The following is an 18,111-nucleotide window of genomic DNA, read 5'->3' as shown; positions in this document are numbered from 1 at the left end:
CGGCCGCCCGCCGCTCTCGCGACGCTGATGACATGAGGAAACGCGTCGCGCCCGCGCTCGGGCTCTTCTTCCTGTCGCCGCTCATCGGCGAGTTCCTGCTGGGCAACCTGCCCGTCACCATGCTGGTCGCGCTGATCACCCTGGCCCCGCTGTACGGGGGCGGCGCGCTGCTCGTCCGCGAGCTGGCCAGGCGCCGGGGCGTGGGCTGGCCGGGCATCGTGCTGCTCGCCGTCGCGTACGGCCTGATCGAGGAAGGGCTGGTCACCCGATCCCTGTTCAACCCCGGCTTCGCGGGGATGGACCTGCGGTCGTACGCCTGGATCCCCGGCGTGGAGGTGAGCGCCTGGTGGACGGTGTTCGTGCTGGGCGTCCACGTGGTGGGCAGCATCTGCGTGCCGATCGCCGTCATGGAGTCGCTGGTGCCCGCCCGGGCCTCGGAGCCGTGGCTGCGCCGGCCGGGCCTGGTGGTGGCGGGGGTGCTGCTCGTCCTGGGGGCGGCGGCCTCGGCGGTGTTCGCGACGGACTCGTACGATCCCGGGTTCGGGCGGCTCGCGGGCGTGGCCCTGCTGGCGGGCCTGCTGGTGTTCCTCGCCCTGCGCCGCCGCACCCCCGCCGCGCCGGGCACCATCCGGTCCGGACGGGGGCCCGGGGGCTGGGCGGTGCTCGCGTTCTCGCTGGCGGCCGGCGCCGCGTTCTGGCTGCCGGTGATGAACGTGGACGCGCTCGGCGCCTGGCTGGTCACGGCCATCCACCTGGCTCTGTACGCCACCGTCTGCGTGCTGGTCGTGCGCTGGTCCGGGCAGCCGGGGTGGGGTGTGTGGCAGCGGTTCGGGCTGGCGGCGGGCGGTGTGCTCACCTACGCCTGGCACGGGTTCCCGCAGCCTCCGGCCGTCCCCACCGATCCGATGGCCGACCTCATCGGGAACCTCGTCTTCGCGGTCGCGGCGGTCGCCCTGCTCGTCACCGCCGCCACGAGAATCCGCTCCCACGCCGCGGGCCGCTACGTCGAGTGGGTGGCGTAGTAGCGGCGGGACTTGTCGCGGCTGCCGCACGTCGTCATGCTGCACCAGCGGCGGCGCCGGTTTCTGCTCGTGTCCAGGAACAGCCACACGCATGACGGGCAGGCGCCGAGCCGGTCCAACGGCCCGTGGGTGAGCAGCTCGACCGCCGATTCGGCGACCTCCCACAGCAGCACGCGCACCGTACGGGGGGCCTCCCACCGCAGCCGGTAGGTGTCGCCGTCCTCGTCGAGCCGGGCGTGGCCGGATCCCTCGGCGTAGGCGGCCATCAGCGCGGCGAGGTCCTCCCGGGGCGGCTGCCCGCCGTGGGCGAGCGCCCAGAACACCCGGAAGACGGCCTCCCGCAGCTCCCGCGCCTCGGGCAGAGCCTCCGCCAGCCCGGCCGGGTCCTCGACGGCCAGGCCGACGGCGCCTGCCCAGGTCAGGGCCTCCTCGGGCGTCGCCAGCCAGTCCCGCTCGGCGACGGGGCGGGCGTTGACGGTGTTGGCGAAGTCCAGACAGAGCGCGTTCCCGACCAGTTCCACTGCGGTCATGCCTCCAGTATCTCACCAATCAATCCCGATTGACAGGTGAGACCGCGCAGTCTTACCGTTCAATCTAATTTAGTAGGTGAGATCTATGCGCATCCTTCCCGCGTCGCTCGGCCGGTCGTTCAACGGCCTGTGGTTCGGCACCGGCGCCGCGAACCTCGGTGACGGCATGGCCCTGTTCGCGCTGCCCCTGCTGGCCCTCGCCGTCGGCGCCTCGCCCGGCGGGGTGGCGGCCGTGACGACCGCGCTCACCCTGGCCTGGCCGCTGTTCGGGCTGCACGCGGGCTGGATCGTCGACCGCGTCGACCGGCGCGCCCTCCTCACCGGGGTCAATCTGGCCCGTGCCGCCCTCCTGGCCGGCCTGACCGCCGCCCACCTCGCGGGAGTCCTCTCACTCCCGCTGATCATCGCCGCGGCCGTCCTGCTCGGCGTCGCGGAAACCCTCGTCGACACGGCGCTGACCTCGACCATCCCGCGAGTCGTGCCCCCCACCGCGCGCGGTCGCGCCAACGCCCGTGTCGAAGCCACCATCAACGTCACGAACCAGCTCGCCGGCCCGCCCCTCGCCGGCCTTTTGGCCGCGACCACCCTCGCCCTGGCCACCGGCGCCAGCGCCGTCCTCTACGTCCTGGCGGTCGCGGGCATCCTCGTCATGACGCTCTCCCCCGTACCGGCCGGCGCCGGCACGCCCCACCCCGACCGGCCCCGTGACGGCCTGGTCGCGGGCCTGCGCTACCTGTGGCGCCAGCCGGTCGTGCGCACCCTCACCCTCTACACCGCCGTGATGAACGTCGTCTGGGCCGCCGCCACCGCCCTGCTCGTCGTGCACGCGGTCGCACCCGGCCCGCTCGGCCTCACCACCACCCAGTACGGGCTCCTGCTCACCGCCATGGCGGTCGGCGGCCTGGTCGCGTCGGCCGTGGTGGAGCCGCTGCGCCGCCGCTTCGGCGTGACCACCCTGCTCATCGCCGACGCCGCCGGCACCGTGCTCCTGGTCCTGCCCGTCGCCGTGGACGCCCCCGCCTGGGCGGTCGCCGCCGGCGCGGTGGTGGCGGGCGCCGGGTCGAGCATCTGGCGCATCCTCGTGGCCACCATCCGCCAGAACCTCTCCCCGCCCGAGCTGCTGGGCCGGGTGTACGCGGCCTCACGCGTCCTCAGCTGGGGCGTCCTTCCCCCGGGCGCGGCCCTGGCCGGAGTGATAGCGGAGCTGTGGGGGGTGCGCGCGGCGTTCGTCCTCGCCACGGTGCTCGCCCTGGTGGTGATGGCGACCTTCATCCGCTACGCACTCCGCACCGACCTGTCGGCGGCCGTCGAAGCCCCTGACGAAACCGCCAAACTGGCCGCTCCTTAGGCGGCACCCGGGGCGAGTCACCATATAGTCGGACGCCGATCGAGCGTGATGGGGTCGTATGGAGATCGAGGGGTCGTTCTGGCGGGCGATCGCGGTCTACCGCGTCGCCTCCCTGGTCTACGCCGCGCTGCTGCTGGCTACCGCCGGCGGCTACCAGCGTCCGCTCGCGGGCTGGCTCGTCCTCGGTGTGATGGCGGTCTGGACGGTGGTCACCACCGTCGCGTACTCGACCGTGAGAAGCCGCAGGCTCCTCACGGTGGACGTCCTCGTCACCCTCGGCTGTCTGCTGGCCTCGCCCTACGTCCAGGGATCCCAGGCCGGGCAGGCGGGTCTGATGCCGGTCACGGCGACCTGGGTCGGCGCGCCCGTGCTCGCCTGGGCCGTCTACGGCGGGCGGCGGGCGGGCGCGGTCGCGGCCGTCGTCCTGTCGCTCGCCGACCTGTGGCTGCGCGGGCTGCACGAGTTCAACCTCTCCGTCCCGGTCAACGGAGCCGTCCTGCTCATCCTCGCCGGGGCCGTCGTCGGGCACGTGGCGCGGCTGACCAAGCAGGCGGAAGAGCGTCTTCAGCGGGCCGCCGAGCTGGAGGCGGCCAACCGGGAACGCGAGCGGCTGGCCCGCGGGATCCACGACTCGGTCCTTCAGGTCCTGGCGCTGATGCAGCGCCGTGGACAGGAGATCGGCGGGGAGGCCGCCGAACTGGGACGGCTCGCCGGAGAGCAGGAAGCGGCGGTACGGGAGCTGATCCGCAGCGGCCCGGCCCCGGCGGCACAGGACAGCGCGGGCCTGATCGACGTGGGCGCCCGCTTACGCCGGCTCACCACACCGGCGGTCACCGTCTCGGCGCCGGCCACCCCCGTGCCGCTCCCCGCCCGTCAGGCCGACGAGGTGGTCGCCGCCGTCGGCGCGGCGCTCGACAACGTCAGGCGGCACTGCGGCGAGGACGCCAGGGCCTGGGTCTTCGCCGAGCACGACGGCGACACGGTGACCATCACCGTGCGCGACGAGGGCCCCGGCATCCCCGCCGGACGGCTGGAGGAGGCCGAGACGGAGGGCAGGCTCGGCATCGCGCAGTCCATCAAGGGCCGGATCGCCGGCGTCGGCGGCACCGTCGGCTTCACGTCCGTGCCCGGCCAGGGGACCGAGGTCGAATTCGTCATCCCCGTCCGCACGTGAACCCGGGTCTACAGTTACGGCATGACCAGCGCACTGCGGGTGATGGTGGTGGACGACCATCCGATGTGGCGGGACGCGGTCGCCCGCGACCTGGAGCACGCCGGATATCAGGTGGTGGCGACCACGGGCGAGGGCCGCCAGGCGCTCCGCGTCGCCGGCGCCGTACGCCCCGAGGTGGTCGTCCTCGACCTGAGGCTGCCCGACCTGCCCGGCGCGGAGGTGGCCAGAGGGCTGGCGGCGTCCGAGCATCCGCCCCGCGTCCTGATGCTGTCGGCGAGCGGCGAGCACGAGGACGTGCTCGAAGCCGTCAAGGCCGGCGCCTCCGGCTACCTGGTCAAGTCGGCGAGCCGGGAGGAGTTCCTCGACGCCGTCAAGCGCACGGCCGAAGGGGAGCCGGTCTTCACCCCGGGCCTGGCCGGCCTGGTGCTCGGCGAGTATCGCCGCCTCGCCACCCAGCTACCTTCCGACGACGGCCCCCGCCTCACCGACCGCGAGACGGAGGTGCTCCGCCTGGTCGCCAAGGGCCTGTCGTACAGGCAGATAGCCGAACGGCTCGTCCTCAGCCACCGGACCGTGCAGAACCACGTGCAGAACACCTTGAACAAGCTCCAGCTCCACAACCGCGTCGAACTCGTCCGATACGCGATCGAACGCGGACTCGACGGGGCGTAGACCGGCTCAGAGATTGTCGACCTTGAACGGGTCGTGCTCGGAGAGCAGCTTGTCCAGGCGCGCCTGGTCGACCCGGCTGGCCGTGTTCGCCGCCTCCTGCCGATCGCGCACGCACTTGGCCAGGCCGAACGCCGACGTCACCGTGTAGAGCACGGCGACCGCGAGGAACGCGCGGACCCAGGGGTTGACCGGCAGGAAGACGATGCCGATCCCCACGCTGCCGAGTGCGACCGCGAAGGAGATGACACATTGCGCGTAGTAAGCGGCGGTCATGGTGGGCTGGACTGGTTTGCTCATGCCACCAAGCGTCCGGCACGGACCGGCCGCCCGCCTGAGTACGCGTACCCAATCCGCCCTGAGTAGCAGGCACTGCCGTGACGATGACGGCCCCGTTACGATCGCCTTGGAAGCATTGCCGTAGCGAGGACATATGCCGGTGAGACGATGGACCGCCTTGGCGACCGCCGTACTGATCGCGTCGGCACCGTTCGCCACAAGTCCCGCCGCCGCCCGGACAGGCGCGCCGGATCCGGCGCGCGCTCTCAAGCGGCAGCTCGTGAACAAGCAGGGCGTCCGGATCTCCGAGACCAGCCGCTACTTCTACGGCGGGAAGTCGACGGTCTCCGGGAACGGGACCCGGATCAAGGGCCGCCTCCGGCTCGCCCCGTCGGGCCCGGCGGCCGCGGACTACACCTGGTGGGACCTGCCCTCGGCGAAGACGAAGAAGAAGCCGGAGCTCCACCGCGTGATCCGCGTCGGTGCGGACGTGTACGTCGACGCCGGCCAGTATCCCGGGCCGACCCCGGAGGGCAAGGAGTGGATCCGGTATCCCGCGAAGCACCGGGGGAGCATGGGCCGGGACATGGATCGGGACGTGAGCCTACAGCCGATCAGCGTGTACGACCCGTCCACGCTGAAGGCCGTGCTGAAGCGCTCGGCGTGCAAGCCCGTCTCCGGCGGATTCCTGTACTGGGGCGCCATGAGCTACAAGGACCTGCGCAAGGTCTCCAAGGGCGCCGCCATCAGCTGGACCTCCGGGCGGCCGATCAGCGGGACGAACAAGGGGAAGATCGCCTGGCGCCTCTGGACCGGCCGTGACGGCCTCCTCAAGCGCCTGACCACCACCGACACCGCAGGAGCGGGGAAGAAGCCGCCGGTCAAGCGGACCGACACGCGCTACACCGGCTGGGGGTCCCGCGTCGTGGTCACCGCCCCGCCCGCCGATGAGGTCATCGACGAGCGTGACCTGCTGGAGTACGTCCGCGAGCAGAACGCGCACATCCCCGAGGACGACAAGAACTCCTGAAGCGGGCGTGTCACCTGAGCGGGATGGACCGGCCCAGCTCGTCGGCCGGGCGCGAGCCGGAGATGCGCCGTTGCTCCTCGGTGATGGCCACGTCGTTGATGCTGGCCTCCCGCCGCCGCATCAGCCCTTCCGCGTCGAACTCCCAGAGCTCGTTGCCGTAGCTGCGCCACCACTGTCCGTCGGCGTCATGCCATTCGTACTGGAACCGGACAGCGATCCGATCGTCGGTGAAGGCCCAGAGCTCCTTGCGGAGCACGTAGTCGAGCTCCTTCTCCCACTTACGGGTCAGGAAGGCGATGATCTCGTCCCGGCCGGTGATGAACTCGTCTCGGTTGCGCCAGACCGAGTCGGGAGTGTAGGCGAGGGCCACGCGGCGCGGGTCGCGGGTGTTCCAGGCGTTCTCGGCCGCCTGGACCTTGGCCCGGGCGGTCTCGGCCGTGAAAGGCGGGACGGGTGGCGGGGTCATGCGTACTCCTTGGTGATCAATGTGCGGTGGCGGACGACGCCTCTTCCATTCCTTCCGGGTTGAAGCGGGAGTATTCGCCGAAAGCCCAGCGCTGCCCCATACCGCCGGAAATCTGGACCACCCGCTCGACGGAGAAGTCGACGAGCCGCTTGGCGCCGGGGACCGTCGCGGCCCTGTCAGGGTCCCAGTCGACGCGGGCGCGGCCGGTCAGGTGCAGCGTGGCCCCGTTCTCCCAGTCGAGGAACAGGAGCCCGCAGCGGGGTTCGAGTTCGAGGTTGCCCAACGTCATGTACATGGCGTTGCCCGTGTAGTCGGGCCAGGTCAGCCGCCGGTCTCCGGTCACGGTGACGAAGCCGGGGTTGCCGCCCCGATGCGACGCGTCCGCGCCCTGACCGGGCGCGTAGGTGCCGACGAAGAACGTGTCGGCTGTGGCGATCCACCGCTGCTGCCCGGCGGTCAGCTCGCCACCGGCGACCGCGTCCCCCCGTACCGTCTCGTTGGCGTACGTACGAGTCTGGATGTATTTGGGGCAGTTGGAATACACCTGTGCTGTACGCACCAGCAGCCGGTCGCCATCTCTGCCGGCTCGCCCGTTGACGCGCATCCGTTTGCGGCTGCCGGGCTCGATCATGAGCATGCCGATGTCCCGCTCGGCGTCGAACAGGCCCGCGAGCGGATCCCCGGCAGCGGGGAGCCGCCCGACGACGAGCGTGCGGTCGTCGGGCGCGGCGATGAACCCGGGCGGACCGGTGATCACGCCGGTCCAGGCCGCGCCGGCGTCGTCGGCGGCCGCGATCACCACCAGCCGCTGCCGGCCGGCGAAGTCCGCGGCCACCGGCGGGACGGTCGCGCCGACGCGGGCCGACCCCCATCTGTCGCGGGTCAGACCGGCGCGGCGCTGCACCGTGTGTTCGCCTTGGTGGAGCATGGTCAGTTCCTTCCGCGCGGTATCAGAAGAAACCGCAGGTCGGCGCGCCCTGCGTCGGCGCGGGCGCGGTGTCGGCGCCGGTCGGCGCGTAGATCTCCAGGCGGATGCCGTCCGGGTCGGTGAAGAACACGCCGCCAGAGGAGGCGCCCTCCCCGTGCGGCACCACGCCGTCGTACACGAGCGGCACGCCGAGGTCGCGCAAAGTGGCCTCGGCACGGCGCACCGCCTCGATGTCGGGCACCTGGAACGCCAGATGGTGCAGCCCGGGCCGGTCGGCGGCGAAGCCGCCGTCGCTCTGCTGCCACAGCGTCACCATCAGCCCGCCGTCCCGGCCGAGGAACGCGAACCTGCGATCCCCCTCGGCCTGCTCGCCGAGGACGTCGAAGCCGAAGACCTGGCGGTAGAAGGCGATGGAACGGGTGAGATCAGTCACGTTCAGGCCGACGTGCCCGGTCTTCAGGACCGGAGCGTTCATGCTGGACCTCCCTTGCAGGCGACCGATCTAACGGCCGTATCAATCATCATCCATTAGAATGGTTGCGGAGGTTTCTTACGGTGTCAAGCGGAAGGAAGCATTAGAAAGTGGACGTGGCACAGCTCCCCGGCGGCGGTGCTCCCCTTCTCGGCGAGCCACCTCCGCTCGAACTCGCCAACACCGCCTACGCGGTCCGCGGCCGCCTCCAGGACGGCCTGCTGACCGTCGAGCACCTGACCGCGTGGCTGCGCGACCTGCGCCCGCGCCTCACCGTCCCCGTCACGGACGCCGACCTCCAGGACGTGGGCGAAGGCGACCTCCACCTCGCCAGGGAGCTCCGGGACGTCATCCGGGCCCTGGCGGCCGCCGCCGTGGCGGACCACGACCCCGATCCGGACACCGTCACGACCCTCAACCGTCATGCCGGCCTGGCCCCGCGATGGCGGGAGCTGCGCACCGCCCCCGAGCCGCACACGACGGTCCGCAGCACCGGCCGCCCGGTCACGGCGGCTCTCGCCGCCCTGGCCGAGGAGGCCGTCGTCCTCTTCGCCGGGCCGGCCCGCCACGAGGTGCACGCCTGCCACGGCCCCGGCTGCGTGCTCTACTTCCTCCGCGACACCCCCCGGCGCGAATGGTGCTCGGCCGGCTGCGGCAACCGGGCCCGAGCCGCGCGCCACTACGCCAAGAAGAAGACCGCCGAATAGGACCGGTGTCACCCTGCGGCCAGGCGTCGCCGTTCCTCCCTGACGATCTGCTCGGCCAGCGTCTCCTCCGAGATGTCGATGGCGTCCGGCGTCGACTCGGCGAGATGGCTGCGCCTGGCGTAGGCGTCGAACAGCGTGGCCTTGGCGTTCATGATCTCCAGCAGCCGCTCGTCCATGCTGTCGGGCGTGAGAAGGCGGTGCACCTGCACGCGCCGCACCTGGCCCATGCGGTACGCGCGGGCCACGGCCTGGCTCTCCATGGTCGGTTTGACCTGGGGCTCGCAAATGATCACGACGGATGCCGCCTGGAGGTTGAGCCCCACCCCGCCCGTCTGGATCTGCGCGAGCAGCACCGCGTGGCCCCGGGCCGCGGTGAAGGCGTCGATCACCCCCTGACGGCGTTCCGGCGCCAGCTCGCCGCTGAGCGGCCCGTGGACCGGGGAGCCGAGGGCCTGGCCGACGGCGGCGAGCACGTCGCGGAAGTAGGAGAACACCACGACCTTGAGCTCCGCCTCGGCCGCCTCGTCGACCAGTTCGCGCAGCCGTTCCAGCTTGGCGGACTTCTCCGGCACCGCGTAGGCCGCGCGGCGCATCGTCATGAACCTGCCCGACGCCACCGCGTCCCGGTAAGCCTCGGCGTCGGCCGCGCTGAACTCCTCCCACTCGTCCATGTGCACCAGATCGGGCAGCTCCGTGACCACGTCCTGCTGGTTGCGGCGCAGGTAGACGGGCGCGACGGCGCGGCGGAACGCCTGCGCGCTGTCATTCGCCTCGACCGTGCCGAACAACCCCGGCTGGAGGTAGTCCACGAGGGAGCGGAACTCCTCGATCCGGTTCTCCATCGGCGTGCCGGTCATGAACAGGACCCTGCCCACCCGGTCGCACCACCCGGCCACGGCCTTGGAACGGCGGGCCTGCCGATTCTTCACGTAGTGCGCCTCGTCGACGACGAGCACCCCCACCCGCGGCTCGATCTCCAAGGTGTGCAGCCCGGCGTACGTCGTGACCGCGACCCCGCCGCGTTCGAGCCACGCGGCGTGAGCCAGGCGGCGATCGTCGCCATGGAGCCGATAGGCCTTGAGCGAACTGCGGGTCTCGATCTCGCGCAGCCAGTTGACCAGCACGCTCGCCGGGCAGACCACCAGGGAATGCGTCGTGCCCCGCGCGTGCAGGTGCGCCATGACGGCGATCGCCTGGATCGTCTTGCCCAGCCCCATGTCGTCACCGAGGATCACCCGGCGCTGGGCGAGCGCGAACCGGGCGCCGAACGCCTGATAGCCGCGGAGCGAGACCCGCCGCAGGGTGTCGTCGAGCTCCTGCTCCCTGACCCGCTCGGCCAGATCGCCGGGCAGGAAGCCCTCGGCGGCGGCCCGGTCCGACGGCGCCAGGGCGGAGAGCTCCGCCAGCAGGTTGTAGTAGTCGGCCGCGTGGATCTCGAAGTCGATCCACGCCAGGGCCCCGTCCGGCGGCGGGCGCAGCAGGTCCGTGGTCGCCTGGGCGATGAGCAGCCTGGTCTCGGTCTCGTCGGCCAGCAGCGCGGCGATCCGCTCCACGGCCCGCTCGGCGCGGGCGCGGCGGCGGCTTCCCGACAGCAGCCTGCGCAGCCAGTTGCCGATGGGGCGAGCCTGGGGAATCAGCTCTCTCAGCCTTCCCCCGACCGCCTCGGCCGTACGACGGGCTCGGGGCAGCTCGGGACCGACGGCGACCAGCCGGTGCAGCGCCAGGAGCAGCCGGGTGGTCTCGGCGTCCCGGTCGTCGACGTCGATGTGGACGGTGCGGGACCGCCTCGTGGCGAGCGCGATGCCCTCGGCCGCCTTCTGCGCCTGCTTGCGGGTCTGCGGCCCGACTCCCGGCAGCTTCTGCAGCTCGTACGGCATCGCTCGCAGAACGCTCCGTACGGTGGTGTAGCCGGCTTCCTCCAGCGCCCCGATCCGCAGCCGGCCGCTGGTGACGTCCTTCAGCCGGGACACCGGCATGGCGTCGAGTTCCGCCTCGGCCTGCCGGTCGCGGAGCGGTCCGAGAGCATCGCGGACCTCGGCGACCGCTCGTTCGTGCTCGACCACCAGGTCTCGCGCGTCGCCCAGCAGTCGCCGCGCGCGCCGTAACAGGTCTCGAACATCCCCGGCAGAGGGTGGTTCCATAGGTCAGAACGTATCTTCCCCAGTCCGAGATCGTGTCCCGCTGCTTGGGCGGGTGCCGACCGGGTAGTTTGACCAGGTTTCGACGCATCTGACCGAAGGGATGCCATCATCGGCAGCGACGCTTTCTCTCCGTGGGAGGACCGGCCGAGGCCGGCGCGCCGCCGCGTCACAGAAGCGGCGATCCTGAGCACTCGTGACCAGAGCCGGGCCGACGTCGCCCAGTGGACCTGCCCGCACGACCGGCACGCCGGGCACGGCTGCGTCACCTGCTACCACGCCTCGGCCGACGCCGACCCGGCCCTGCCGCTGTGGGAGGTCGCGGCCTGGTTCACCACCGAGCGGCCGATCCCGATCAGGGCACTGCAGGACGTGCACCGCCACGACCGCGCCCTCACCCTCACCCAGCCGTCGACCCCCCTCGTCTACCTCCTGACCGCGCAGGTGAGAGCCACCTTGGCCGCGGAGGCGGTGGCGGGCGTCGTGGGCTTCCTGGTGCAGAACCGGCACATCGTCGACGCGTTCACGGTGACGGAGATCCGCGCCACCCACTCATAAAACCTTTCCAAGCCCCGGCCGCGACGAGTTCCGGCCGGGTCGCGGGTCTGTTCTCATGACCGCCATGGCGTCGTACGACGCCGCCCGTCACGAGGACCACGGAGGACACCATGACACTGCCCGGCCGCCCGCCCGTCGTCGACCTCGCCACCTGGCAGGCCGCCCGTGACAAGCTCCTGGTCCGCGAGAAGGCCCACACCCACGAGGGCGACGCCATCGCCGCCGCCCGCCGCCGGCTGCCGATGGTGGAGTTCGACGGTACGGTCGAGGTCGTCGGAGCCGACGGCCCGGTCCCGTTCCTGGACCTGTTCCAGGGCCGCGACGAGCTCGTGGTCTACAAGCACATGTGGCACGACGGCGCGCCGCACCAGGGGCAGTGCGAAGGCTGCACCGTCACGGCCTGGCACCTGAAGGACGCCGTCTACCTCAACGCCCGCGGCGTCTCGTTCGCCATCCTGACCACGGGCGTCTGGGACGAGGTGGCCCCCTTCGTCGACTTCATGGGCTACACCCAGCCCTGGTACTCGGTGCGCGACGTGGACGAGCCGGTGGGTGGAGAAATGGGGCACATCACCTGCTACCTGCGCGACGGCGACCGCGTGTTCCTCACCTACACCACGACGGGTCGTGGCATCGAATCCGCCGACGGGTCCTTCGGCCTGCTCGACATGACGCCTTACGGCCGCGGCGAGGCGTGGGAGGACAAGCCGGAGGGCTGGCCCGAGGGACGCCACGCCTGCTGGTACTGGCGCTCGGACGCGGACGGCAACGCCACCTGGGGCCCCACCAGCCGCCCCGCACCACAGTGGACCCGCCCCGGCGCCACCCCCGTGGACACCCTCGGCCGCCAAGGCCACCACTGACCGGCTGGATGGCCTTTTCCTGCCCGTACAGTGATCGAACGGCGGCCACCCCGACCTGCATTCCTTGCAGGCCGGTCAGCGTGGAGACCGCCGGCGAGGAGCGGCACCGGACATGAGCGACACGCCTGCCAACGACGGCCGCGGGACGGTCGGCGTGTTCCTCGTCCTCGCCGCCGCGTTGACGATCGCCTGGGCGACAGGTTCATGGCTCGGCAAGATGTTCGACTGGACGCACCAGGGCTTCGCGTCGGCGGGGCGCCGGGCTCACCACCTTCGCCCTGACGTTCTGGTCGCGTGGCGACGCCCCGGTCACGACCTGGCCGCACTGGCTCCTGCTCGGTTCGACAGCCACCTGCGCGAAAAGATCGATCTGCTTGAGGCCGGCCGCAAGCAGATCGCGCAACTCACCGCCGCAGGTCGTCTCCTATCTCGATCGACTCCGGGAGATCGGGGCGTCAGAGCGGGTGGTGGAGACTGAGCTCAAGTGCCCCGCGTTCCAGGACCCGGCATCGCGACCGAGCGCCAACGTGGCTGAGATGGACAACGGCATCCCCGGCCCGATGAGCCATGGGCCGCTTCCTGCGGCAGTGCTGAGCGCCGCAGCCTCTGAGGATGCGGCGCTCTTCTGCGTGGCTAGCTGTCCCCGCTCCGTACGGTGACGAACTGGGCGTTCAGCGCCGAACTGGTGGCGTCGTCACCCGACCAGATGAAGTTGTAAATGTAGATGCCCTCTTGATCGGGGCGATCGCGGAATCGGAACGACCCGCCCTTGGAGACACGAACCGTACCGAGTTCCGTGCTCACCCCGTCCGGACTCGCACGTATCACCGTCAGCGACGGTCGTGTGGTGGGCGCCTTGTCACCGAACTTCAACTTGCCCGCGATGGGGAGTCGCTTCCCGATGACCCAGTCCACAGGACCCTTCAGGCTAATCGACGCGGACTGATGGACGACCTGGACGGACACTGATGCCGTGCTGCCCCGAACGTCGGCTGAGCCGCCCCAGGTCACGTCGTAGCCGACAGTCCCGGCGACTGGCGGGGTGTCGGTGATGGTGAACGTACCGTCTGCTGCTGTTCGCGCGCTGCGGAGTGTCTCGCTGGTCCCATCCGGCAGCCGGCGGGTCACTTCGAGCTGTTGCCTCCCCGCGGTCACGCCTTCGGGCATGGTGACCCGACCGGCCAGGGACAACGGCTCCAGCGCCGTCGCCTCTTCCGGACCCGTCAGCGTCATGGTCGAGGGCAGCAGGGTGACGTCTTCCAGCCGCCACAGGCGAATCGTGTTGGCGGTGCCGGAGGTCCACAGTACGGCGAAGACGTCGTCACCGACGATGGTGAGACTTCCGCCGAGGACCTTGGGAGTCGGCCACCCGCTGGGGACCATCTTCGCGTACGTGGTCGCCCCGGTGGCCGCGTCGTAGAGCTCGATGCCTCGATCGTCCGACCACCACCCGCCCGCGATGTGGGCGCCATCCGAGCTGACCGCTACGCCTACCGCCTGCTCCAGTGCCGATGAACTGCGACCGTACTCTTGGATCTTGGTAAGGCTCGTCGTGTCCCAGGTCTCGTATCCACTTGAGAACGCCAGCACGGCCGCCGAACCGTCTGGTGTGACGACGAGGTCTCGCAGGTCGTGCCGACCGTGGGACTCATGGTCGATCTCACCGCGGAGTGCGAAAGAACTGGCGCTCACGTCGTACACCAGGATGTCCGTCAGAACCTCTCGAGGTTCAGCGAGCACCAACGTGTTCCCCGCGACATCGAAGAGAGGCGCGGCAGGCTGTCTGGTCACGACCGGGATCGGTTGCGAGGCCGAGGCCGACACATCGAGCCGGGCTAGACCGCCGGTGTCCCGTTCGCACCCATAAGCTGCCCACAGCAACCCGTCAGACATCACCAGGCGGGTAGGGCAGGGGTACGCCGCAAAGTCGATTCGCCGGATGATTGCGAGGGTGGCGCTGTCGATCTCGATGACTTCATGAGAGTCATGCAATGCCGCGTACACATGCATGCCATCCGGTGCCGCAGCGAGGCCTGCCACATCCACGAGATCGGTGATGGCACCGACCAGCACACCATCGGCGTCCGTGACCACGATGCGATCCCCGGCGGACACGAAGACCTTTCCTCCGCCCGCTGCCACATCACTGTGCGAAGAGAGGTCGACGGACACACCGAGGTCTGTTATCGAGTCGGCGGCCGAAGCCGCAGGCGCCACGACAACGAGGGCGACCGTCATGATCATGGTGCCGAGGATGGCGACTAATCGGTGGATGGGCCGGACGATGTCCAACCATTTCGCGAGTGCGGAGCGCACGTGTACTTCACTCCAAGCTAAGAGCCGAGGACGAATGAGGACGTCACGATCAAGCCAGAGAAGCGAAGGTGAGGTCAAGATCCGGAATTCGTCACCGTTCGATCACGAACAAGCAAGTTCTCCACGCCTTCGAAGGTCTCGATGACGAGACCGTGGCCGCCCTCCCAATGACCGACCGTGCCGGTGTGGTGGTCGGGGACGTAGAGGATGGGGATGACCTCGGGGACCGCCATGCGCTGGAGAGTAGCCACCGGGGCCGACATCCCGCTGGAGACCAGCCGCGGCACGATCCGGGTGCCCGCCTGAATGTTCGCCGTCGAAGGGGGGCGAGCACCGGCACGGGGCACCGGTGCTGCCCGGACTGAACAGGCGCTGAAGGTCCACCGACCGTCCTGTACAACAGCTCAGCTCAAGGTCAAAAATCCAATGCCGGAAAAGCCGCTGTACGCGAATCTGTGGACATGAACGACGATGTCCACTCGGGTCATCACTGGCGTTCCCTGTACGAGAGCGTCCTTGGCCACGAGGGCGACGGGTCGGGTGACATGCTGCTGCGGTGGTTGGATGAGCGTCCGGCGCACGTGGCGGAGGTGCGGGAGGCGGGACGGCTCAGCGGTAGGTCCGCGATGCCCCCAGGTGCGCGTGCTCGTTGTACGACAGCAGGCTCAGCCCTGAGGAGCCCGCCAGCACGGCTGTGATGGACGCGTTCACCATGACGCGGTTGAGTGCGACGACGCCGGTGGCCGGGACCTCCAGGAGCGAGCCTGCCGTGGCGGCGATGACGCCGGCGGAGGTCACCACGACAGCGTCCTGACCAGGCGCGAGACGATCGGGGATGGCGTGCAGCGCCTCGACCGCGGAGCCGGCGAAGGTGTCCCATCCTCCCGGGTGGCCTTGCTCGATCCACTGCTTGAGTGCCTGGTCGAGGTGGGTCTGGAACTGGCGGCTGTCGCCGGTGGTCCGCGAGGTGCCATCGTCCAGGTACCGGCGGACGAGCCCGAGGTGGTCGTACTCGTTCCAGCGCGGGTCCTCGACGGGGACGGCGGCCGGCAGGCCGAGCAGCGCGGCGGTGTCCTTCTGCCGCCGCAGCGTCCCGGAAACGAGCAGCGGCTCGCGCGCCCGGCCCAAGAGCTCCTGACCGACGAGCCGGGCCTGGTGACGGCCGAGCTCGCTCAGGGCGTCGTAGTCCGCCGCGCCGAACGACGCCTGCCCGTGCCTGACGAGATAGATCACAGCCATCGCAACTCCACCTATGACACCGACGTGCTGCGGGCACGCACCGTCCACACGCGCCACGCACCGGCCACGAGTCCCACCGCGGCCAGTATCACCATGCCAGGGAGCAGCCCGCCGGGCGGCGCCGCCTGCTCCAGCAGCACAAAGGCCCCCATCACCAGCACGAACCAGCCGAAGACGCTCCGCAGCCGGGCTTCGGGGATCCGTCCGGCGAGCCAGCCGCCGAGCACGCTGCCGAGGATGGCGGCCGCGGTGACGCCGATGGCGAGGTCCCAGGCGATGGAGACGCTGGTCAGGTAGCCGGCGAGGCCGGCGAAGGACTTCATCGCGATCACGATCAGCGAGGTGCCGACCGCGGCGGCCATCGGCAGCCCGCCGAGCAGCGCGAGGGCGGGGACGACGAGGAACCCTCCCCCGGCGCCGACCAGTCCGGTCACCAGGCCGACCACCACGCCGTCGATCAGGGCGCGGACCACGGCCACGTCGCCGCGGGCGTGTGCCGGGTCCGTGCGCCGGGCGCGGAGCATCGCGACGGAGGTGGCGACCATCATCAGCGCGAAGCCGATCAGCAGGAGCCGCCCGGGCACGTAGCCGCCGAGTATGCCGCCGCCGAAGGCGCCGGCCATCCCGCCGGCGCCGAAGAGCAACCCCGTGCGCCACCGGATCCGGCCCGCACGGGCGTGGGTGACCGCCCCGGCGACCGAGGTCGCGGCCACGACCAGCAGGGAGGTGGCGATCGCCTGCTTCGGCTCCAGCCCCGCGGCGTAGACCAGGATCGGCACCGTCAGGATCGAGCCACCACCCCCCAGAGCGCCGAGCGCGACGCCGACCAGTAACGAGAGCGCCAGCACGACGGCGAGGGTCATGCCCCTCCGCTCGTCACCGTGAGGCCGGCGCCCGCCGCCTCACCGAAGTGGTCGTCGACCGCCACCACGTCCCGGCCCGCCGCGGCCAGCAGCGACGCCGCCACCGAGGCGCGGTAGCCGCTCTGGCAGTGGATCCACAGCTCCCCGCCGGGCAGCTCCGATGACCGCAGCTCGTGCAGCGGCGCGTTCACCGCGCCCTCGATGTGCCCGGCCTCGAACTCGTCGGTCCGCCGTACGTCCAGGACCACGACCGGCCGCTCCCGCAGCACCTCGGCGAGGCGGCGGAAGTCGGCCTGGCCGAAGGTGGCCGGCTCCCGGTCGCTCCACTGCCCGGGGCCTCCGGTGGCCGCGGCCGCCGGACGGTCGATGCCGATCCGTGCCAGCTCGCGCTGCGCCTGTGAGACGTGCTCGGGCAGCTCGCCCAGCAGGGTGATCGGGGTTCCCCAGTCGAACAACCAGCCCAGGTTGGTCGCGAACGAGCCGTCCAGCCCGAAGTTGAAGCTGCCCGGCACGTGGCCGGCCGCGAAGGCCGTCCTGTTCCGCAGGTCGACCACCCACTCGCCGGCGTCGACGCGGCGCCGGATCTCCTCCGGCGTCGCCTCGCGCGGGAACGTCAGATCGGGCCGCTCAGGACCGGCGCTGTTCAGCGACGCCATGTGGACGTAGTACGCCGGCCAGTCGCCCAGCCCTTCCAGCAGCTGCCGGACGTAGGTGTCCTCGTCGTGCAGCAGCACAGGGTTGGTGGAACGCTCCATGCCGATGGTGGACTCCGCGGCGTCGGACTGCGTGGCCGAGCAGAACGAGCCGAACCCGTGGGTCGGGTAGAGCAGCGCGTCGTCCGGCAGCAGCTCGCGCAGCCGCCGCGCCGAGCCGTGCTGCAACCGGGCCAGCCGGTCGGTGTGCTCCTCGCCCAGCAGGTCCGGCCGCCCGGTCGAGCCGTAGAGCAGCGACCCTCCGGAGAAGACCGCCAGCCCCTGTCCCGAGTGCCGGTCGTGCAGCGCGTAGGAGAGGTGGTTGAAGGTGTGCCCCGGCGTGGCCACGACCTCCACCCGGATCCGGTCCCCGATCCCGAGCGACTGCCCGTCGTGGAGCGGCTCCCGTTCGAAGGCGACCTCGTCGCTGCCGTTGAGCAGGTACGCCGCGCCGGTCTCCCTGGCCAGCGCGAGCCCGCCGGTGACGTAGTCGTTGTGGACGTGGGTCTCGAACACGTGCGTCAGCGACAGGCCCTCGCGGTCCAGCACCTCCAGCACCCGGTCGATGTCGCGCTGCGGGTCCACCACGAACGCCACCGATCCGTCGTGCACCAGGTAGCTGCGGTCACCCAGGCTCGGGGTGTCGATCGGCACGATCGACAGCGTCCGTTGCGGGGTGACGCCGGTGGGGGTCACTAGGGCACCCTCTTTCTCGCAGGCACCACTACGGTGCTTGGTGAAGGGACTCGGCGGGAGCCGGGGTGACGGTCTGGTTCGGTCGCCGCTCGACGGCCTGTATGACACCACCGCCCCCGGT

General features: G+C 70.9%; 20 protein-coding genes. 9 read left to right on the top strand and 11 right to left on the bottom strand.

The annotated features are described in order from the left end of the window. Positions 1-32: 32 nt before the first annotated feature. Positions 33-1,022, top strand: a complete 990-nt coding sequence (locus KME79_RS18300) for an AF_0692 family protein (protein ID WP_219545465.1) — start codon at positions 33-35, stop codon at positions 1,020-1,022. Here KME79_RS18300 and KME79_RS44905 read toward each other — a convergent pair. Continuing rightward, entirely contained in the window at positions 1,001-1,552 is a 552-nt protein-coding gene (locus KME79_RS44905; protein ID WP_246640043.1) for a CGNR zinc finger domain-containing protein, read from the bottom strand. The two genes, KME79_RS18300 and KME79_RS44905, sit on opposite strands and share 22 nt — an antisense overlap. 85 nt (positions 1,553-1,637) lie before the next feature. On the opposite strand from KME79_RS44905, the gene KME79_RS18290 reads away from it, so the two are divergent. The 3 genes from KME79_RS18290 to KME79_RS18280 are packed head-to-tail and all read left to right on the top strand — an operon-like array spanning position 1,638 to position 4,746. Next, positions 1,638-2,900, top strand: coding sequence for an MFS transporter (locus KME79_RS18290; RefSeq protein WP_219545464.1), 1,263 nt, complete (start codon positions 1,638-1,640; stop codon positions 2,898-2,900). Positions 2,901-2,958: 58 nt separating this feature from the next. After that, a complete protein-coding gene (gene macS, locus KME79_RS18285) occupies positions 2,959-4,074 on the top strand; it encodes a MacS family sensor histidine kinase (RefSeq protein WP_219545463.1) in 1,116 nt (371 codons plus the stop codon). Positions 4,075-4,095: 21 nt separating this feature from the next. Further along, entirely contained in the window at positions 4,096-4,746 is a 651-nt protein-coding gene (locus KME79_RS18280) for a response regulator (RefSeq protein WP_219545462.1), read from the top strand. Between the two features lie 6 nt (positions 4,747-4,752). Here KME79_RS18280 and KME79_RS18275 read toward each other — a convergent pair whose 3' ends face one another. Then, positions 4,753-5,043: a YiaA/YiaB family inner membrane protein gene (locus KME79_RS18275; protein ID WP_219545461.1), complete on the bottom strand. Its 291-nt coding sequence runs from the start codon at positions 5,041-5,043 to the stop codon at positions 4,753-4,755. Between the two features lie 133 nt (positions 5,044-5,176). Here KME79_RS18275 and KME79_RS18270 point away from each other — a divergent pair, with 133 nt between their 5' ends. Then, a complete protein-coding gene (locus KME79_RS18270; protein ID WP_219545460.1) occupies positions 5,177-6,052 on the top strand; it encodes a hypothetical protein in 876 nt (291 codons plus the stop codon). A gap of 10 nt (positions 6,053-6,062) precedes the next feature. Here the strand turns inward: KME79_RS18270 and KME79_RS18265 are convergent, their stop codons facing one another. The 3 genes from KME79_RS18265 to KME79_RS18255 are packed head-to-tail and all read right to left on the bottom strand — an operon-like array spanning position 6,063 to position 7,921. Continuing rightward, positions 6,063-6,518, bottom strand: coding sequence for a nuclear transport factor 2 family protein (locus KME79_RS18265; protein ID WP_219545459.1), 456 nt, complete (start codon positions 6,516-6,518; stop codon positions 6,063-6,065). A 16-nt stretch (positions 6,519-6,534) separates the two neighbouring features. After that, positions 6,535-7,446 carry a pyridoxamine 5'-phosphate oxidase family protein gene (locus KME79_RS18260; protein ID WP_219545458.1) on the bottom strand — a complete coding sequence of 304 codons (912 nt, stop codon included), beginning with the start codon at positions 7,444-7,446 and terminating at the stop codon, positions 6,535-6,537. Positions 7,447-7,468: 22 nt separating this feature from the next. Further along, complete coding sequence (locus KME79_RS18255) at positions 7,469-7,921, bottom strand: VOC family protein (protein ID WP_148036182.1); 453 nt, start codon at positions 7,919-7,921, stop codon at positions 7,469-7,471. Positions 7,922-8,034: 113 nt separating this feature from the next. Here KME79_RS18255 and KME79_RS46990 point away from each other — a divergent pair, with 113 nt between their 5' ends. Beyond that, a complete protein-coding gene (locus tag KME79_RS46990; protein ID WP_219545457.1) occupies positions 8,035-8,625 on the top strand; it encodes a CGNR zinc finger domain-containing protein in 591 nt (196 codons plus the stop codon). 8 nt (positions 8,626-8,633) lie between these two features. On the opposite strand, the gene KME79_RS18245 is transcribed toward KME79_RS46990, so the two are convergent. Continuing rightward, positions 8,634-10,766 (bottom strand): DEAD/DEAH box helicase, encoded by a 2,133-nt coding sequence (locus KME79_RS18245; RefSeq protein ID WP_219545456.1) that lies wholly within the window; start codon positions 10,764-10,766, stop codon positions 8,634-8,636. 369 nt (positions 10,767-11,135) lie between these two features. On the opposite strand from KME79_RS18245, the gene KME79_RS18240 reads away from it, so the two are divergent. From KME79_RS18240 to KME79_RS18230, 3 genes are all read left to right on the top strand, one after another. Next, on the top strand, positions 11,136-11,321 hold the full coding sequence (locus tag KME79_RS18240; RefSeq protein ID WP_148036179.1) for a hypothetical protein: 186 nt from the start codon (positions 11,136-11,138) through the stop codon (positions 11,319-11,321). Positions 11,322-11,431: 110 nt separating this feature from the next. Next, positions 11,432-12,184: a DUF899 family protein gene (locus KME79_RS18235; protein ID WP_219545455.1), complete on the top strand. Its 753-nt coding sequence runs from the start codon at positions 11,432-11,434 to the stop codon at positions 12,182-12,184. A gap of 112 nt (positions 12,185-12,296) precedes the next feature. Next, on the top strand, positions 12,297-12,662 hold the full coding sequence (locus KME79_RS18230; protein ID WP_219545454.1) for a hypothetical protein: 366 nt from the start codon (positions 12,297-12,299) through the stop codon (positions 12,660-12,662). 155 nt (positions 12,663-12,817) lie between these two features. Here the strand turns inward: KME79_RS18230 and KME79_RS18225 are convergent, their stop codons facing one another. From KME79_RS18225 to KME79_RS18205, 5 genes are all read right to left on the bottom strand, one after another. Continuing rightward, positions 12,818-14,428: a hypothetical protein gene (locus tag KME79_RS18225; RefSeq protein ID WP_219545453.1), complete on the bottom strand. Its 1,611-nt coding sequence runs from the start codon at positions 14,426-14,428 to the stop codon at positions 12,818-12,820. Positions 14,429-14,574: 146 nt separating this feature from the next. Continuing rightward, positions 14,575-14,733, bottom strand: coding sequence for a hypothetical protein (locus tag KME79_RS18220; protein ID WP_219545452.1), 159 nt, complete (start codon positions 14,731-14,733; stop codon positions 14,575-14,577). A 376-nt stretch (positions 14,734-15,109) separates the two neighbouring features. After that, complete coding sequence (locus tag KME79_RS18215; protein ID WP_219545451.1) at positions 15,110-15,739, bottom strand: histidine phosphatase family protein; 630 nt, start codon at positions 15,737-15,739, stop codon at positions 15,110-15,112. Between the two features lie 11 nt (positions 15,740-15,750). Further along, the gene (locus KME79_RS18210) at positions 15,751-16,602 is read right to left on the bottom strand and encodes a sulfite exporter TauE/SafE family protein (RefSeq protein ID WP_219545450.1); all 852 of its coding nucleotides are present in this window, start codon (positions 16,600-16,602) and stop codon (positions 15,751-15,753) included. Further along, positions 16,599-17,990, bottom strand: a complete 1,392-nt coding sequence (locus KME79_RS18205) for an MBL fold metallo-hydrolase (protein ID WP_308248965.1) — start codon at positions 17,988-17,990, stop codon at positions 16,599-16,601. Before KME79_RS18205 ends, KME79_RS18210 begins: the two co-directional genes overlap by 4 nt. Positions 17,991-18,111 lie beyond the last annotated feature (121 nt).

It is taken from the genome of Nonomuraea harbinensis, assembly GCF_019396385.1.
GTDB lineage: Bacteria > Actinomycetota > Actinomycetes > Streptosporangiales > Streptosporangiaceae > Nonomuraea > Nonomuraea ferruginea.
This window is presented reverse-complemented; position numbering and strand designations above follow the sequence as displayed.

Bases quoted from the DNA above. Each gene is read 5' to 3' on its own strand.
- KME79_RS18280 (WP_219545462.1), top strand. From the start codon at position 4,096: ATGACCAGCGCACTGCGGGTGATGGTGGTGGACGACCATCCGATGTGG.
- KME79_RS18210 (WP_219545450.1), bottom strand. From the start codon at position 16,602: ATGACCCTCGCCGTCGTGCTGGCGCTCTCGTTACTGGTCGGCGTCGCG.
- KME79_RS18265 (WP_219545459.1), bottom strand. From the start codon at position 6,518: ATGACCCCGCCACCCGTCCCGCCTTTCACGGCCGAGACCGCCCGGGCC.
- KME79_RS18275 (WP_219545461.1), bottom strand. From the start codon at position 5,043: ATGAGCAAACCAGTCCAGCCCACCATGACCGCCGCTTACTACGCGCAA.
- KME79_RS18260 (WP_219545458.1), bottom strand. From the start codon at position 7,446: ATGCTCCACCAAGGCGAACACACGGTGCAGCGCCGCGCCGGTCTGACC.
- KME79_RS18245 (WP_219545456.1), bottom strand. From the start codon at position 10,766: ATGGAACCACCCTCTGCCGGGGATGTTCGAGACCTGTTACGGCGCGCG.
- KME79_RS18230 (WP_219545454.1), top strand. From the start codon at position 12,297: ATGAGCGACACGCCTGCCAACGACGGCCGCGGGACGGTCGGCGTGTTC.
- KME79_RS18215 (WP_219545451.1), bottom strand. From the start codon at position 15,739: ATGGCTGTGATCTATCTCGTCAGGCACGGGCAGGCGTCGTTCGGCGCG.
- KME79_RS18290 (WP_219545464.1), top strand. From the start codon at position 1,638: ATGCGCATCCTTCCCGCGTCGCTCGGCCGGTCGTTCAACGGCCTGTGG.
- KME79_RS18225 (WP_219545453.1), bottom strand. From the start codon at position 14,428: ATGATCATGACGGTCGCCCTCGTTGTCGTGGCGCCTGCGGCTTCGGCC.
- KME79_RS18235 (WP_219545455.1), top strand. From the start codon at position 11,432: ATGACACTGCCCGGCCGCCCGCCCGTCGTCGACCTCGCCACCTGGCAG.
- KME79_RS18255 (WP_148036182.1), bottom strand. From the start codon at position 7,921: ATGAACGCTCCGGTCCTGAAGACCGGGCACGTCGGCCTGAACGTGACT.
- macS (WP_219545463.1), top strand. From the start codon at position 2,959: ATGGAGATCGAGGGGTCGTTCTGGCGGGCGATCGCGGTCTACCGCGTC.
- KME79_RS18300 (WP_219545465.1), top strand. From the start codon at position 33: ATGAGGAAACGCGTCGCGCCCGCGCTCGGGCTCTTCTTCCTGTCGCCG.
- KME79_RS18270 (WP_219545460.1), top strand. From the start codon at position 5,177: ATGCCGGTGAGACGATGGACCGCCTTGGCGACCGCCGTACTGATCGCG.
- KME79_RS44905 (WP_246640043.1), bottom strand. From the start codon at position 1,552: ATGACCGCAGTGGAACTGGTCGGGAACGCGCTCTGTCTGGACTTCGCC.
- KME79_RS18220 (WP_219545452.1), bottom strand. From the start codon at position 14,733: ATGGCGGTCCCCGAGGTCATCCCCATCCTCTACGTCCCCGACCACCAC.